At 64.6% G+C, this 14996-nt stretch carries 14 protein-coding genes; 6 read left to right on the top strand and 8 right to left on the bottom strand.

Going from position 1 to position 14996, the window contains the following annotated elements:
* Positions 1 to 74: 74 nt before the first annotated feature.
* Positions 75 to 1007: an AraC family transcriptional regulator gene (locus DK261_RS32215; protein WP_009050511.1), complete on the top strand. Its 933-nt coding sequence runs from the start codon at positions 75 to 77 to the stop codon at positions 1005 to 1007.
* A gap of 65 nt (positions 1008 to 1072) precedes the next feature.
* Here DK261_RS32215 and DK261_RS32220 read toward each other — a convergent pair whose 3' ends face one another.
* Positions 1073 to 2521 (bottom strand): aldehyde dehydrogenase family protein, encoded by a 1449-nt coding sequence (locus DK261_RS32220; protein ID WP_110177455.1) that lies wholly within the window; start codon positions 2519 to 2521, stop codon positions 1073 to 1075.
* Positions 2518 to 4155, bottom strand: coding sequence for a 5-guanidino-2-oxopentanoate decarboxylase (locus DK261_RS32225; protein WP_110177457.1), 1638 nt, complete (start codon positions 4153 to 4155; stop codon positions 2518 to 2520). Before DK261_RS32225 ends, DK261_RS32220 begins: the two co-directional genes overlap by 4 nt.
* Before the next feature lie 153 nt (positions 4156 to 4308).
* Between DK261_RS32225 and DK261_RS32230 the strand changes: the two genes are divergently transcribed.
* Entirely contained in the window at positions 4309 to 5190 is an 882-nt protein-coding gene (locus DK261_RS32230; RefSeq protein WP_110177537.1) for a LysR substrate-binding domain-containing protein, read from the top strand.
* 151 nt (positions 5191 to 5341) lie between these two features.
* Here the strand turns inward: DK261_RS32230 and DK261_RS32235 are convergent, their stop codons facing one another.
* Together DK261_RS32235 and DK261_RS32240 are read right to left on the bottom strand one after the other, a co-directional pair.
* Complete coding sequence (locus DK261_RS32235) at positions 5342 to 5956, bottom strand: NAD(P)-dependent oxidoreductase (protein WP_110177459.1); 615 nt, start codon at positions 5954 to 5956, stop codon at positions 5342 to 5344.
* Positions 5957 to 6032: 76 nt separating this feature from the next.
* Entirely contained in the window at positions 6033 to 6917 is an 885-nt protein-coding gene (locus DK261_RS32240; protein WP_110177461.1) for an MBL fold metallo-hydrolase, read from the bottom strand.
* Positions 6918 to 7047: 130 nt separating this feature from the next.
* Between DK261_RS32240 and DK261_RS32245 the strand changes: the two genes are divergently transcribed.
* Together DK261_RS32245 and DK261_RS33280 are read left to right on the top strand one after the other, a co-directional pair.
* Positions 7048 to 7953 (top strand): LysR family transcriptional regulator, encoded by a 906-nt coding sequence (locus DK261_RS32245; protein WP_103331426.1) that lies wholly within the window; start codon positions 7048 to 7050, stop codon positions 7951 to 7953.
* Between the two features lie 138 nt (positions 7954 to 8091).
* A complete protein-coding gene (locus DK261_RS33280) occupies positions 8092 to 8268 on the top strand; it encodes a hypothetical protein (protein ID WP_009050518.1) in 177 nt (58 codons plus the stop codon).
* A 15-nt stretch (positions 8269 to 8283) separates the two neighbouring features.
* On the opposite strand, the gene DK261_RS32250 is transcribed toward DK261_RS33280, so the two are convergent.
* Entirely contained in the window at positions 8284 to 9174 is an 891-nt protein-coding gene (locus tag DK261_RS32250; RefSeq protein WP_009050519.1) for a helix-turn-helix domain-containing protein, read from the bottom strand.
* A gap of 186 nt (positions 9175 to 9360) precedes the next feature.
* Here DK261_RS32250 and pobA point away from each other — a divergent pair, with 186 nt between their 5' ends.
* Both pobA and DK261_RS32260 read left to right on the top strand, forming a co-directional pair.
* Positions 9361 to 10545 carry a 4-hydroxybenzoate 3-monooxygenase gene (gene pobA / locus DK261_RS32255; RefSeq protein WP_177411746.1) on the top strand — a complete coding sequence of 395 codons (1185 nt, stop codon included), beginning with the start codon at positions 9361 to 9363 and terminating at the stop codon, positions 10543 to 10545.
* 77 nt (positions 10546 to 10622) lie between these two features.
* Positions 10623 to 12140 carry an MDR family MFS transporter gene (locus tag DK261_RS32260; RefSeq protein ID WP_110177465.1) on the top strand — a complete coding sequence of 506 codons (1518 nt, stop codon included), beginning with the start codon at positions 10623 to 10625 and terminating at the stop codon, positions 12138 to 12140.
* Between the two features lie 51 nt (positions 12141 to 12191).
* On the opposite strand, the gene DK261_RS32265 is transcribed toward DK261_RS32260, so the two are convergent.
* The 3 genes from DK261_RS32265 to DK261_RS32275 all read right to left on the bottom strand — a co-directional run.
* Positions 12192 to 13028, bottom strand: a complete 837-nt coding sequence (locus tag DK261_RS32265; RefSeq protein ID WP_053269795.1) for a cache domain-containing protein — start codon at positions 13026 to 13028, stop codon at positions 12192 to 12194.
* 133 nt (positions 13029 to 13161) lie between these two features.
* Positions 13162 to 13998 carry a hypothetical protein gene (locus tag DK261_RS32270; RefSeq protein ID WP_038634746.1) on the bottom strand — a complete coding sequence of 279 codons (837 nt, stop codon included), beginning with the start codon at positions 13996 to 13998 and terminating at the stop codon, positions 13162 to 13164.
* Positions 13999 to 14105: 107 nt separating this feature from the next.
* Positions 14106 to 14996, bottom strand: an 891-nt coding sequence (locus DK261_RS32275) for an NAD(P)-dependent oxidoreductase (RefSeq protein ID WP_256597620.1), incomplete at its 5' end; no start/stop codon positions are given.

The following is a 14996-nucleotide window of genomic DNA, read 5'->3' on the forward strand; positions in this document are numbered from 1 at the left end:
GCAGGATTCGCCTACCCCTGGCGCTTGCACAAATTTAAGCTGTGGCCATTCGCAATCTTCCCGGAGGGGCCTTCATGTCATCGCTCGAAACCCAGCAGCCGCCACTGGATGCGGAGATGGAAAAACAGCGGGCGGAGCTGGCCGGGATCATTGCGCGCAACACCGGCGAAGACGGCAGCTACGCCACGGCGATCCAGTCGCTGTTCGTCTCGCGCTACAGCCACTCCCACGATTTCGCCTCGGTGCTGGCCCAGCCGGCCCTGTGCATCATGGCCCAGGGTCGCAAGGAAGTACGGCTGGCCGACGAGGAGTTCAACTACGACCCGCTCAACTACCTGGTGGTCTCGGTTTCCATGCCGTTGAGCGGGCGTCTGGCCGATGTCTCGCCGCTGGAACCGGTCCTGGCCCTGCGCCTGGACATCGACCCGGCCGAGATCAGCACGCTGATCGCCGATGCCGGGCCGCTGGGGGTGCCGAACCGTCCGGTCGGCCGCGGCCTGTATGTGGAGCGCCTGGATACGCCGATGCTCGACGCCGTGCTGCGCCTGACCCGCCTGCTGGATACGCCCAAAGACATCGCCATGCTCGCGCCGCTGATTCGTCGGGAGATTCTCTACCGGCTGCTGCGCAGCCCTCAGGGCCACCGGCTGTATGAGATTGCCATCGCCAACAGCCAGGGCCATCGGGTCAGCCAGGCCATCAAATGGCTGAACAGCAACTACGAGCAACCGCTGCGCATCGACGATCTGGCGCGCGGGGTGAACCTCAGCGTGTCGACTCTGCACCACCGCTTCAAGGCCATGACCGCCATGAGCCCCTTGCAGTATCAGAAGCAATTGCGCCTGCAGGAAGCCCGGCGCCTGATGCTGACCGAGGGGCTGGAGGCGTCCGCTGCCGGTTACCGGGTCGGCTACGAAAGCCCTTCGCAGTTCAGCCGCGAATACAGCCGCCAGTTCGGCGCCCCGCCGCTGCGGGACATGGCGCGCCTGCGCAGCAGCGTCCGATAAGCGCAATCACCGAAAACTGAAGACCCCATGCCTCCTGGCCAGGTATGGGGCATTTTTTGCGCGGCTCAGCGCGCGCGAACCACGTGCTTGATCTCCTGGAATGCCTGCAATCCCCAAGGACCCAGCTCGCGGCCGATGCTGCTCTGCTTGTAGCCGCCCCAGGCGGTCTGCGGGAAGATCACCTGCGGTGCGTTGATCCACACCAGCCCGGCCTGCAAGGCATTGGCGACCCGCTCGGCGTTCTCTACATCGCTGCCGACCACACTGGCCACCAGGCCGAATTCGCTGTCATTGGCCAGCGCGATGGCCTCGGCCTCGCTGGCGAAACTGCGCACGCAGAGCACCGGGCCAAAGATCTCCTCACGCCACAGCGCGCTGTCGAGGGGCACTTCGGTGAAGATGGTCGGCCGGACAAAAAAGCCGCGCGCGCGGTCCGCCGGACGCTCGCCACCACATACCAGCCTGGCCCCGGCACTCAGCCCGCGATCGATATGGCCGAGCACTCGCTGGTATTGCGCCTGGTTGACCAGCGCGCCCATCTCCACGTCCGGATCGAAAGGGTCCGCCACCCGAATCGCCTCGGCCCGCGCCTTGAGGCGCAGCAGGAACTCGTCCGCCAGTTCGTCGGCCACCAGCACCCGGCTGGTGGCGGAGCACATCTGCCCGGCGTTGAAAAAACCGCCGCCGCAGGCCAGTTCCACCGCCAGTTCGAGATCGGCATCCGCCAGTACCAGCAGCGAAGATTTGCCGCCCAGCTCCAGGCTCACGCCCTTGACCGTCTCCGCCGCGCGCTGCATGACCTGGACCCCGACCGCATTGCTGCCGGTGAAGGAAATCTTCGCCACCCGCGGATCGGCCGCCAGCGGCGCACCCACCGCCAGCCCGGTGCCGCAGACCAGGTTGAACACGCCCTTGGGCAAGCCGCTCCGGGCGATAATCGCCGCCAGTTCCAGCTCCGGCAGCGGGGTGACTTCCGAGGGCTTGAGCACCACGCTGCAACCGGCGGCCAGCGCCGGCGCGAGCTTCCAGGCGGTGGTGACCATCGGGAAATTCCACGGCACGATCAAGCCGACCACGCCGCAGGGCTCACGCCGCACACGGGCGCTGAAATCATCGCTGGGCAGCGGCACGTCGCGGTCCTGGCCGGCGTCCAAACCTTCGGCCAGCCCTGCGTAGTACTCGAAGGTGGCAATCACATCGTCGACGTCGATGGCCGCTTCGAATTGCGGCTTGCCGTTGTTGCTCGACTGCAGGTGCATCAGGCGCTCACGACGCTCGGCGACCCCGGCGGCGATCCGCCGCAATACCGCGCCACGCTCGGCACCGCTGGCCGCGGCCCACGGCACCAGCCCGGCCTGGGCGGCGGTCACCGCCTGCTCGACGCTGTGCCGGTCGCCACCACCAACCAGCGCCAGCGGCTCTTCGGTGGACGGATTGATCACCGGCAACAGCTCGCTGCCAGCACACCACTGACCGTCGATGTAGAGACCGTTCAACAGGTTTGCCTGGCTCATGCCTGCACCGCCCGCATCCAGCCGGCCTGGTCGATTTCGATCAGGGTCGGTCCCTGGCGATCGCTGGCCGCGCGCAGCGCATCGCGCAATCCGTCGACGCTGTCGATGGCCTCGGCAGCGCAGCCCAGGGCCTTGGCCACGCCGATGAAGTCCGGCGTGTAGATGTCCACGCCCACCGGCTCGATGTCGCGGTTGACCATGTATTTCTTGATCTCTTCATAGCCCTGGTTATTCCACAGCAGCACGATGACCGGCGTGCGCGCTTCCACCGCGCAGGCCAGTTCCGACAGGGTGAACTGCAGGCCGCCATCGCCGATCAGGCACGCCACCGGGCCCCGGGCATGGCGCTCGGAAGCACCGCCGAGCCAGGCACCGATCGCCGCCGGCAAGGCATAACCCAAGGTGCCGTAGCCGGTCGAGGAGTTGAACCAGCGACGCGGACGCTCGGGGTTGAAGGTCAGGTTGCCGCTGTACACCGGCTGCGTGGAGTCGCCGACGATGACGATCTCCGGCAACTCCTGCACTAGGGTTTCGAGGAACCGCGTCTGCGCCCGGGTCGGTGCGTCCCACTGCTGCTCCAGTGCGTTGCGCAAGGCAGCGGCGCGGGCGGTGCCCCAGGCACTGTCGCGCTCGCTCAGCGATTGTTTGCCCAGCTCGGCCAGCAAGGCTTCGGTTGCGCTGTGCGCGTCGGCCACCAGCGCCACTTTCGGCGGATAGTTGCGCACGGTCTGGTCAGGGTCGATGTCGATGCGCAGCAGGGCGCCCGGAATCTCGAAGCCACCGGCGAAAGTCACGTCGTAGTCGGTTTCGGCCAGTTCGGTGCCGATGGCCAGGACCACGTCGGCATCGGCCACCAGGGCGCGAGTCGCCACCAGCGACTGGGTCGAGCCGATCAGCAGCGGGTGCCGCGACGGCAGCATGCCTTTGGCATTGATAGTCAGGGCCACGGGGGCCTGGAGCAATTCGGCGAGGCGGGTCAGGGACGCGGCGGCATCGATCGCGCCGCCACCGGCGAGGATCAGCGGGCGCCGGGCGCCCGCCAGCAGCTGGCTCATCCGGGCAATCGCGGTGGGCGCGGCGCCGGCCCGGGCGATGCTCACCGGCTCGCTGTCGAGCAGCTCATCGGCCTCCTCCACCAGCACATCGAGGGGGATCTCGATGTGCACCGGCCGAGGGCGACCGGCCTGGAACAACGCGAAGGCGCGGGCCAGGACGCCCGGCAGTTCCGCCGCGGACATCAGGGTATGGGAGAACGCCGCCACGCCGCCCACCAGGGCGCCCTGGTTCGGCAGCTCGTGCAGCTTGCCGCGACCGCCGCCGAGCTGGTTGCGCGACTGCACGCTGGAGATCACCAGCATCGGAATCGAGTCGGCATAGGCCTGGCCCATGGCGGTGGTGATGTTGGTCATCCCCGGGCCGGTGATGATGAAGCACACCCCCGGCTTGCCGCTGGTGCGGGCATAACCGTCGGCCATGAATCCGGCGCCCTGCTCGTGACGCGGCGTGACATGCCGGATGCGCGAACGGGCCAGGCCGCGATACAGCTCGACGGTATGCACCCCGGGAATGCCGAAGACCTGCTCGACGCCATAACCTTCGAGTAACTTGACCAACACTTCGCCGCACGTCGCCATGTCTTGCCCTTCTTGTTCGCTTGAGACGGTGTGCCTGGCTGGCCGCTGCATGGCCAGGCACGGGGAAGGCGTCATTGGAACGGGCCGCGTGTAGCGGGAACAATGGATAAAAAGTCATACTAGCCATGTCCTCACGTCATGCCTTGGCCCTTTATGAAACGCCTCCCGCCCCTGCCCGCGCTGCACACCTTTCTGATCACCGCGCGCTGCTGCAACTTCACCCACGCGGCCGAGCAGCTGCATATCACCCAGGGTGCGGTGAGCCGGCAGATCGCCGGCCTGGAGAGTCATCTGGGTTATGCCTTGTTCCAGCGCCAGGCCCGCGGCCTGAGCCTGACGAGCGAAGGACGGGAATGGCTGCCACGGGTGGAGCAGGTGTTCGGCCTGATCAGCGAGGGCGTGGAACAGGTCGGGGGAAACCGCGACACCCTGCAACTCAAGGCGTCCACCTGCGTGATGCGCTGGTTGTTGCCGCGCCTGATGCAGTGGCAGAAGGAGCGGCCGGACGTGCCTGTGCGGCTGACCACCACAGTGCAGCACGGCGTGGACTTCAGCCGCGAACAGTTCGATGCCGCGGTGATCTACGGCGCCCCGCCCCCCGCCACCCTCGGCGCCTATCACCTGTTCGACGAACAGCTGACGCCGGTGTGTTCACCGGCATTGCTCGAAGGGGCGATAGCGCTGAAGACCCTGGCCGACCTGCAGCAACACATGCTGCTGCATCCGACCCTGGATACTCATGACTGGAATACCTGGTTGAAAGCCTCGGGAACGGTGCTGAACAACATCGGCAAGGGGCAGCATTTCGAAACCCTGGACCTGGCGATGTCGGTGGCCTCCCAGGGGACGGGAGTGGCCATTGGCGACTGGGCATTGATCGGCGAAGACCTGAGCGCCGGGCGGCTGGTCATGCCATTTGCATTGAAGGTGCGCACCGGCCTGGGCTACTACCTGGTCCACCCCGATCGCTCAGCGCCATCGCCGCAGTTGCGGGCCTTGCTGGACTGGCTGGTGGAACAGGCCAGGGCCAGATAGCCCTGTAGCCGATGTAGCCGCTGGCGCAGCCTGCGATCGAGCGCGCAGCGGTCGTAATCCGGTCAACACCTTGTACCTGCAAAAACGCGGTGTCTGGTTTTACGACTGCTGCGCAGCCGATCGCAGCCTTCGGCAGCGACTACAGGATGTCTCAGTAACCGACCGTGAACCGCTGGCGGGGGTGCTTCGCTGTTTCCACCTCATCGATCATGGCGATGGCGTAGTCAGCGAAGGTGATCCAGCTCTTGCCTTCGGCGCTTACCAGCAGATGGTCCTGGCCCAGGCGGAACTGGCCACGGCGCTCGCCTTCGATGAACTCCGCCGACGGCGACAGGAAAGTCCAGTCCAGCTCCTTCTCCTGGCGCAGGGTATCGAGGAGCACCGCACCGGCACTGGCCTCTGGCTTGTACTCTTCCGGAAAACCGACAGAGTCGATCACCCGGCTGCCGTCGGGCAGCAACAAACTACCGGCACCACCCACCACCAGCAGGCGTTTGACGCCGGCTTTTTTCACCGGCTCGATCAGGGCCTTGGGCGGGATAGTGGAAAAGAGCGCCGCGCTGATCACCACATCGTGGCCGGCGACCGCTGCCTGCAACGCCGCGCCGTCCAGCACGTCGACCGCCTTGCTCACCACTCCGGCGCGGTTGCCGATTTTCGCCGGGTTACGGGCAATCGCGGTGACACTGTGACCACGACGCAGGGCTTCTTCCAGCAGTTGGCTACCGGCACGACCGGTAGCACCAATGATTGCGATCTTGCTCATGACAGTTCTCCAGTTCCGATAAGTGACGCAAAGCCTTACAGGGAATGCCCCCGCGCCAGGCGCGGGAGCGGTCGAATCACCACTTCATTTCGCCCTTGGCGACCTTGGCGCTCAGCTCCAGGGAGCTGTCTTCGCCCAGGTCCGGGTAACGCTTTTTCATCGCCGCGATCAGTGCGGCGGAATCCTTGGCCTTGGCGGTTTCTTCATCGAAGGCCTTGATGTAGTCGGCGGTGAAATGCACGGGAACCAGGGAGCGGGCGCTTTCACCGAGGTAATGGCCCGGCACCACGGTCTGGGGTTTCAGCGCGGCGATGGTGTCCAGGGTGGTCAGCCAGTCCTTGTGGGATTGCGCGGTCTGGGTGTCGGCCATCCACACATGGATGTTTTCCGCCACCACCACGCCACCGACGACCGCCTTGATCGACGGGATCCAGACGAAGGTGCGGTCCGGTTGTTTGCCGTCCAGGCCGATGATGTCCAGCTTCTGCCCTTCCAGGGTCAAGCTGTGGCCCTTGAGCACGCTTGGCACAATGGTCTTGGCTGGAACGTCGGCGCCCATTTTCGGGCCCCAGAACGCGAGCTTGCCGTCGACCGTGGCCTTGATGTGCTCGACGGTCGGCTGCGACGCCACGACCTTGGCCTTGGGGAAGGCCTGGGTGATGGTGTCGAGGCCGAAGTAGTAGTCCGGGTCACCGTGGCTGATGTAGATGGTGGTCAGTTGCTTGCCGCTGGCGCGGATCTTTTCCACCAGTTGCTCGGCCTGGGATTTGCCGAACTGCGCGTCCACCAGGATCGCTTCCTTCTTGCCGCTGACCAGCACCGAGGTCACCGGGAAGATCGCCGCAGTCCCCGGGTTGTACACATCCAGCTTCAGGGCCGGCTCGACGGCGGCGGCATGGGCGGCGAAACCCAGGGTGGCGGTCGCCAGCAGCAGGCGCTTGAGTGAGGTGAATCCGATCATGTGCAGCTCCGATGGTCTGTCGGCCGTAAGTGGCCATGGGTAGGTGGCGATGGAGATGAAGCTTAGTTGCCGCACTCGTTACAAAAAATGCGATGCTTGGACATAGTTTGTTTCTGAAAGCGGGCAAATCATGGATCGTCTTCAAGCAATGCGCGTCTTCGTCACCGTAGTCGACCTTGGCAGCCAGTCGGCCGCCGCCGACCATCTGGACCTCTCGCGGCCGGTGGTTTCGCGCTATCTGGCGGAGCTGGAGGACTGGGTCGGCGCCCGGCTGATGCACCGCACCACCCGCAAGCTGAGCCTGACCGCGGCGGGCACCGAGATCCTGCCGCGCTGCCAGCAGATGCTCGAGTTGTCGATGGACATGCAGGCCGCCGTCAGCGAACCGGACGATGTGCCCCGCGGCTTGCTGCGCATCAGCGCCAGCACCTCGTTCGGCCAGGCCCAGCTGGCGGATGCCATGGCCGCCTACGTCGAGCGCTACCCCGGCGTCAGCATCGACCTGCAGATGCTCGACCGCGCGGTGAACCTGGTGGACGAACGCATCGACCTGGCGATCCGCGCCAGCAACGACCTGGACCCGAACCTGATCGCCCGGCGGCTGACGGTATGCCGCTCGGTGATCTGCGCCTCCCCGGCCTATCTGCGCGAGCACCCGACGCCACAGCGGGTCGAGGAGCTCAGCCAGCACAACTGCCTGACCCACTCCTATTTCGGCAAGAGCCTGTGGCATTTCGAACAGGACGGCGAACAGGTTTCGGTACCGGTGCAGGGCAATATCAGCGCCAACGACGCCAGCACCCTGTTGCGCGCGACCATGGCCGGGGCCGGCGTGGCCATGCTGCCCACCTACCAGGCCTGGGTGTATATCCACAGCGGCGAACTGGTGCGCCTGCTGCCGCAGGCAGAACCCCGGCAAATGCCCATGTACGCGGTCTATGCCTCGCGCAAACACATGCCGGTGGCCCTGCGCAGCATGCTGGATTTCCTGGTGCTGCGTTTCCCCGAGGAGCCGGAGTGGGACAAGGGCCTGTAAAACCCGATAAGACCGCTGAATACCCCCTCAACACGCTGCCCGCAACCTGGCCGGCGGCCATGGCTGATCCCTATGGCTGATCTATGCTGATAACAGTACCCCCACACGCGCAGGGGTATTCGTTCAGAGGTGTTTGCCATGAACATCAAAACAAGAAGATACCTGGCCATTTTCGTCACCTGCACCGTGACCCTGGCGCTGTATGGAACAGCGGCCTATCGCGTCGAGCAGGCCCGGCAGCAGCCCCGTGTCTATGCCAGTTGCAACGTCGATCAGTGCATCCCGCACACCGCGACCCTCAACTCCCTGAAATGATGCAGACGCGCGGCGTCACTGTTCGTGATCGCTCTTCAAGCGGTCGCGGAAAGCCTTGGGCGAGATCCCGACGCGGCGGCGGAACAGCCGGGTGAAGTTGGTGGGATCGGAAAACCCCAGGGTGTCGGAAATCTCATAGATGGTCATGCTGGTGTAGGTCAGCAGGCGCTTGGCCTCCAGCAGCTGGCGCTCATGCATGATCTGCAGGGCCGGCTGGCCCGCCAGTTCACGACAGGTGCCATTGAGATGGGAAACGGAAATCCCCAGCTTGTGCGCCAGGTCCTCGACCTTCACATGTTCGCGATAGTGGTTTTCCACCAGCTGGATATAGCCATTGAAATACTCCCGTGCCCGCTGCGGCCGCTGGCTGGCACTGCGGCGCCGGATCGCCTGGCGGCTGACCCACACCATGATCACGCTGACCAGCGAATGCATGAGCATTTCCCGCGCTGGCTCACGCCCTTGGTACTCATTCTGCAACGCGGCAAACAGGCTGTTCAGGTAGTCGCCGTCGGCGCCCGCCGGGTAGCTCTCGGCCACGGCCAGGGCATTCACCGAGTGCCCCAACTGGGCTTGCAGATGGGCCATCAAGGGCGCCGCCAGGGTCACCACATAACCGTCGATGTCCTCGGAAAAACGAAAGCCGTGCACCGACAGGGCCGGCAGGATCTGTAGCGCCGACTCCCCCAGCAACGTGCGCTGGCCTTCGATCTCAAGCTCGGCCTGCCCGCGATGCACGAACAGCAACTGACAGAGATCGGCATGCCGATGCGGTTTGATTTCCCAATGGTGCTCGCGGCTGCGCTTGGAAATGGTTTCGCAGTGCAGCAGGTCCGGTGTCGGCCAATCCAGGCTTTCCCCATAGAGTTTGAACACCGGAATTGAAGGCAAGGCAGGCTTATTCATAACTGCAATCCAGGCCTCTGGGTGACGGGCGATAATCGCACCGATTGGTGAAATGAACAGGTATCGGCTCAGTTTTCACCTTCAACTGACAGCATCACAAGTGAAAAATGCAGGCACTCGAAACATAAAAATCACTCAGCGAACCTGTTCGCGTGAAGCTTGCGAGTCATAAAAACAATGAAAACCCTGAAAACTCAAGTCGCCATCATTGGCGCCGGCCCCTCCGGATTGCTGCTCGGCCAGCTGCTGCACAAGGCCGGCATCGATACCCTGATCCTCGAACGAAAAACCCCGGATTACGTACTCGGGCGCATCCGCGCCGGGGTACTGGAACAAGGCATGGTCGACCTGCTGCGCCAGGCCGGGGTCAGCCAGCGCATGGACGCCGAAGGCCTGGTGCACGGCGGCTTCGAGCTGGCCCTCGACGGTCGCCGGGTGGCCATCGACCTGCACGCCCTCACTGGCGGCAAGAGCGTCACGATCTACGGCCAGACCGAAGTCACCCGCGACCTGATGCAAGCCCGCCAGGCCGTCGGCGCCCGGACCCTGTACCAGGCCGATAACGTGCGCCCCCACGACATGCAGAGCGACCAGCCCTACCTGACCTTCGATTACCAGGGCGAGCCCCATCGCCTGGACTGCGACTACATCGCCGGTTGCGACGGTTTCCACGGGGTCGCCCGACAGTCGATCCCGGCCGACAAGCTCAAGGTTTTCGAGCGCGTCTATCCGTTCGGCTGGCTCGGCATTCTCGCCGATACCCCGCCGGTCCACGACGAACTGGTCTACGCCCGCCACGAACGCGGTTTCGCCCTGTGCAGCATGCGGTCGACCACCCGCACCCGTTACTACCTGCAAGTACCGGCGGAGGAAAATGTCGCCGACTGGTCCGATCAACGCTTCTGGGACGAGCTCAAGAAGCGCCTGCCCGAGGAGCTGGCCGAGCGCCTGGTGACCGGGCCGTCGATCGAGAAAAGCATCGCGCCACTGCGCAGCTTCGTGGTCGAGCCGATGCAATACGGACGGATGTTCCTGGTCGGCGACGCCGCGCACATCGTGCCGCCCACCGGGGCCAAGGGCCTGAACCTGGCCGCCAGCGATGTCAGCACACTGTTCAACATTCTGCTCAAGGTCTACCGCGAGCAGCGCACCGACCTGCTGAAAAAGTATTCGCAAATCTGCCTGCGGCGGATCTGGAAGGCCGAGCGTTTCTCCTGGTGGATGACCGCGATGCTGCACCGTTTCCCCGACTCCGACGACTTCAGCCAGCGCATCGCCGAGTCGGAGCTGGCGTACTTCGTCGACTCCGAGGCCGGTCGCAAAACCATTGCGGAAAATTACGTCGGCCTTCCTTATGAGGCTATCGAGTAGGGGCCTATCGAGTACACTGGCGAGCATTCCCGCTCGCCTTGCCCCTTGCGGGTCAATCACTGCCCGCAGGTTCTTTCGTGACCCATCCCAACCCGCCTGGCCAACCCCAATTGGCTCTTCGCAGCGTACTGATCGCCCTGATGCTGGCGATCTTCCTCGGCGCCCTGGACCAGACCATAGTCGCGGTCTCCATGCCCGCCATCTCCGCGCAGTTCAAGGACGTCAGCCTGCTGGCCTGGGTGATTTCCGGCTACATGGTGGCCATGACCGTGGCGGTGCCGATCTACGGCAAGCTCGGCGACCTCTACGGGCGGCGCAAGCTGATGCTGTTCGGCATGGGCCTGTTCACCCTGGCATCGCTGTTCTGCGGCATGGCGCAGAACATGGAACAGCTGGTGCTGGCGCGGATCTTCCAGGGCATCGGCGCCGGCGGGATGATTTCGGTCAGCCAGGCGATCATCGGCGACATAGTCCCGCCCCGCGAACGCGGGCGTTACCAGGGTTACTTCAGCAGCATGTACGCGGCGGCCAGCGTCGCCGGCCCGGTTCTCGGCGGCTACATGACCGAATACCTGTCCTGGCGCTGGGTGTTCCTGATCAACCTGCCCCTGGGCCTGGGCGCCTGGCTGGTGGCCAGGCGCAACCTGCGAGGACTGCCTATCCCGCAGCGCAAACCGATCATCGACTACCTCGGCACGCTGTTGATGATCATCGGCCTGACCGCCCTGCTGCTGGCGATCACCCATTTCGGCCAGGGTCACGCCTGGCGCAGCCAAGAGGTGCTGGGCCTGCTGGCCTGTGCCGTCGTCGCCCTGGCCCTGTTCGCCTGGCATGAACGGCGCACGGAAGAACCGCTGCTGCCCATGCACCTGTTTGCCAACCGCAACGCCATGCTGTGCTGGTGCACGGTGTTCTTCACCAGCTTCCAGGCCATCTCGCTGACGGTGCTGATGCCGTTGCGCTTTCAGAGCGTCACCGGCGCCGGTGCCGACAGCGCTGCGCTGCACCTGTTGCCGCTGGCCATCGGCCTGCCGATAGGCGCCTACTTCGCCGGGCGCATGACCTCGGTGACCGGTCGCTACAAACCGATGATCCTCAGTGGCGCCCTGTTGATGCCGCTGACCGTTCTCGGCATGGCCTTCAGCCCACCCCAGGCGGTGCTGCTGAGCAGCGTGTTCATGTTGTTCAGCGGGATTGCCTCCGGCATGCAATTCCCGACCTCGCTGGTGGGCAGCCAGAACTCGGTGGAGCAACGGGACATCGGGGTCGCCACCAGCACCACCAACCTGTTCCGCTCCCTGGGCGGCGCGGTGGGCGTGGCCTTGATGTCGGCGCTGCTGCTGGCGCTGTTGCAGGATTCCAGCTTCGCCCAGTTGAGCGGTTCGGCGCTGATCGGCGAAGGCCACTCGGGCAATGTGCTGCTCGACGGCCTGAATGCCGCGCCGGGTCCGGAACAGGGAGCCTTGCGGGCTGAGCTGCTGCTGACCTTCAAACACTTGCTGATGGTCAGCGCGGCGGTGTCGTTGCTGGGGCTGGCGGCGGCGCTCGCCATGCCCAATACGCTGCTGCGCGGGCGTGAAGACAAGGTCAAATAGCAGCATCGCCAGCCAGCTCTATCTACACGCGAGCCGGCTGGCGACCGGCCCTCACGGGCTGTAGTACCCCACCGCCACCAGGAAGTGCCCGACCTTGCGCAGGTAGGCGTGCTTGTCTTCCACCTTGGCCGTCACCGGGTTCTTCCAGCGGTACTCATACTCGCCCTGATCCTGGGCGGCCATCAGCGCCAGGATCGGCTCGCCCACCGGTTTGCCATCCGGGTCCTTGACCTTGTTGAAGTCGGTATTGATCAGCCGCAGGTTGGTGCCGTGGGCCACGTAGCGCTGGCTGTCCAGGTCGACCACGAACACATACAGGTCGTCCTGCAGGAAACCGCCCTTGAGCGAGTTGATCGCCGTCAGCGTGCCTTTCTCGTCCTTGACCAGCTCGCTCGCCGCCTTGTCCAGCAAGGCCCTGGCCTGCTCGGCGGAAGCCCGTGGCAGGTAATAGCCGACCGCGAGGATTCGCTCGCCGACCCGCTGGAAATACACATGCTTGCGCTCGACCTTGCCGTCGGTCCAGTTCTGCCAGCGGTACTCGGCTTGCTGGATGCCATTGCCCTCGGGAATCTTCAGCGCGTCCTTGAAGGCCTTTTGCAGATCCGGCCCGAGCACTTCGGAAACATCGCGGCCGATCAGCGCCGACGACGGCCCGCCACTGGCCAGCATCACCCCCTTGGTGTCGACCACAAACACATAACGGTCCTTGTCGACGAACTCGCCCTGCCGGCTGAACGCGGCGAAGGCCTTGTCACCCTGGTCGTGGTAATAGGCCAGGGCCTTTTCCAGCAGGGCCTTGGCCGCCGTGGCATCGTCCGCCGCCTGGACCTGGCTGGTGCAGAACACCAGCAGCCACCCCAGCACCGTGGCTCTCAGCAATCCCCTCATTGCGCGTCCCTCGTTCTTGTTGGTGTTTCAAGAGCGTAGACGGCTGCGGGATATGGTCGAGTATTCAGCGAAGCAGGGAGGCGCGAGGCAAGACCGCGACCTTCCCACGCCTGGCGCGGGAAGGTGGTCAAGGTCAGGGGCGGGTATTGAGCTGCTGCTGCAGATTCTGGATCTGGCTCTGCAGGGTATTGATGTTGCGGGTGACCTGGCCGCGGAAGGCATCGAACTCGGCGGTGTTGGTGCCACCCTGGGCAGCGGCGGGACGATTGTCCTGCTGGCTCTTGAGCACAATGATGTCCTGCTCCAGGCGTTCGATGGCGGCGCTCGGGTTGCCCTGTCTTTTCAAGGCGGCGATCTCGGCGTTCAGGCTCTTGAACTGGGCATCGACCTTGCTGGTGTCGGCAGGCGCGCTCTTCAGGGCCGCCAGTTCGCTGCTCAAGGATTTCACCTGGGCCTGCAACTGGGTATTGGCCGCCTGCTGCTCGGTGGCTTGCGCGGTCATCTGCGCCAGGCGCTTGTCCAGGTCCGTGGCCTGCCCGGCCACGCCTTGCTGCTGCTTGCCCTGGTCCTGCAGGCGGCTTTCCAGCTGCTTGATCTGCAGCTTCAAGGCTTCGCTGTCGCTGTTGACGCTGGACTGGCTGGCAACCACCTTGCCGGAAATATCCTGCAGGCGTCCCGCCGCTTCTTCGCTGATGCGGGCGAAACTCTCCTGGGTGGCGACCAGTTGCTGCTCCATCAGCGAGATCTGCTGGAAGCTCCACCAGGCCAGGCCGATAAAGGCGAAGAACAAGGCGCCGACCAGCGCCCAGAGCGGCCCGGCACTCGGCGCCTTGACCTTGGTTACCGGCACGCTGCGCGAATGCACCGAAGTACGCGCGCGGCCCGCGACGGTGGTCGGGAAATCATCGTCGAGGGTATCGGCACGCAGGCTTGGAACATCGTCGAAGTCGTCGTTGGCATCGTTACGCATGGGGCAACCTTTCTAAAACCGCGGTGATAGCTGAATGCGGCGAGTATAAACCGCTAACCCGCCGCCCTGATCGACCCTGAACCCCGAACTCGGTTCAGTGTTTATTTTCAGCGTATGTCCTGGGCCTTCCACCAGCCGCAGAATTCATCCAGGGCGGTCCACAGGCTGACCTTCGGTTCGTAATCCAGATAATGGCGGGCGCGGCTGATATCCAGGGTGAAGTTCTTGTTCATGACCTGCATGCCCAGGCGCGACAGGGTCGGCTCCGGACGGCCCGGCCAGAGCTTGCAGAAACCTTCATTGAGGGCCGCCACGCTGTAGGCCAGGCCAAAGGAGCGGTAGCGCGTGACCTGTGGCACGCCCATCTGGCGCATCACATAGTTCACCACGTCCCACAACGGCACGGGCGCGCCGTTACTGATGTTGTAGGCCTTGCCCAGGGCCGAGCCGCTGGCCAGCAGACTGCTGAGCAGCGCTTCGTTGAGGTTCTGCACACTGGTGAAGTCGACCTTGTTCAGGCCGTTGCCGATGATCGCCAGGCGGCCCTTGCGCTGCATCTTCAACAGGCGCGGGAAAATGCTCATGTCGCCGGCGCCGGTGACAAAACGCGGACGCAGCGCCAGCACCTCCAGGCCGAACTCCTGGGCGCCGAACACCTTCTGCTCCGCCAGGTATTTGGTGGCGGCATAAGGATGCTTGAAGCGCTTGGGCACTTGTTCTTCGGTCAGGCCCAGATGGTCGCGACCGTCGAAATAGATCGACGGCGACGACAGGTGCACCAGGCGCCGGACATGGCGCTTGAGACAAGCCTCGACCACGTTTTCAGTGACCAGCACGTTGCCCTGGTGGAAATCCTGATAGCGCCCCCAGAGCCCCACCGCCCCCGCGCAGTGCACCACCGCATCGACATCGCGGCACAGGTCGCGCACCAGGTCGGCATCGCTCAAGTCACCCTGGACGAACTCGGCTCCACGCCGCACCAGATGCTCCACACCTTC

The organism is Pseudomonas sp. RW409 (assembly GCF_003184125.1).
Classification (GTDB): domain Bacteria; phylum Pseudomonadota; class Gammaproteobacteria; order Pseudomonadales; family Pseudomonadaceae; genus Aquipseudomonas; species Aquipseudomonas chlororaphis_I.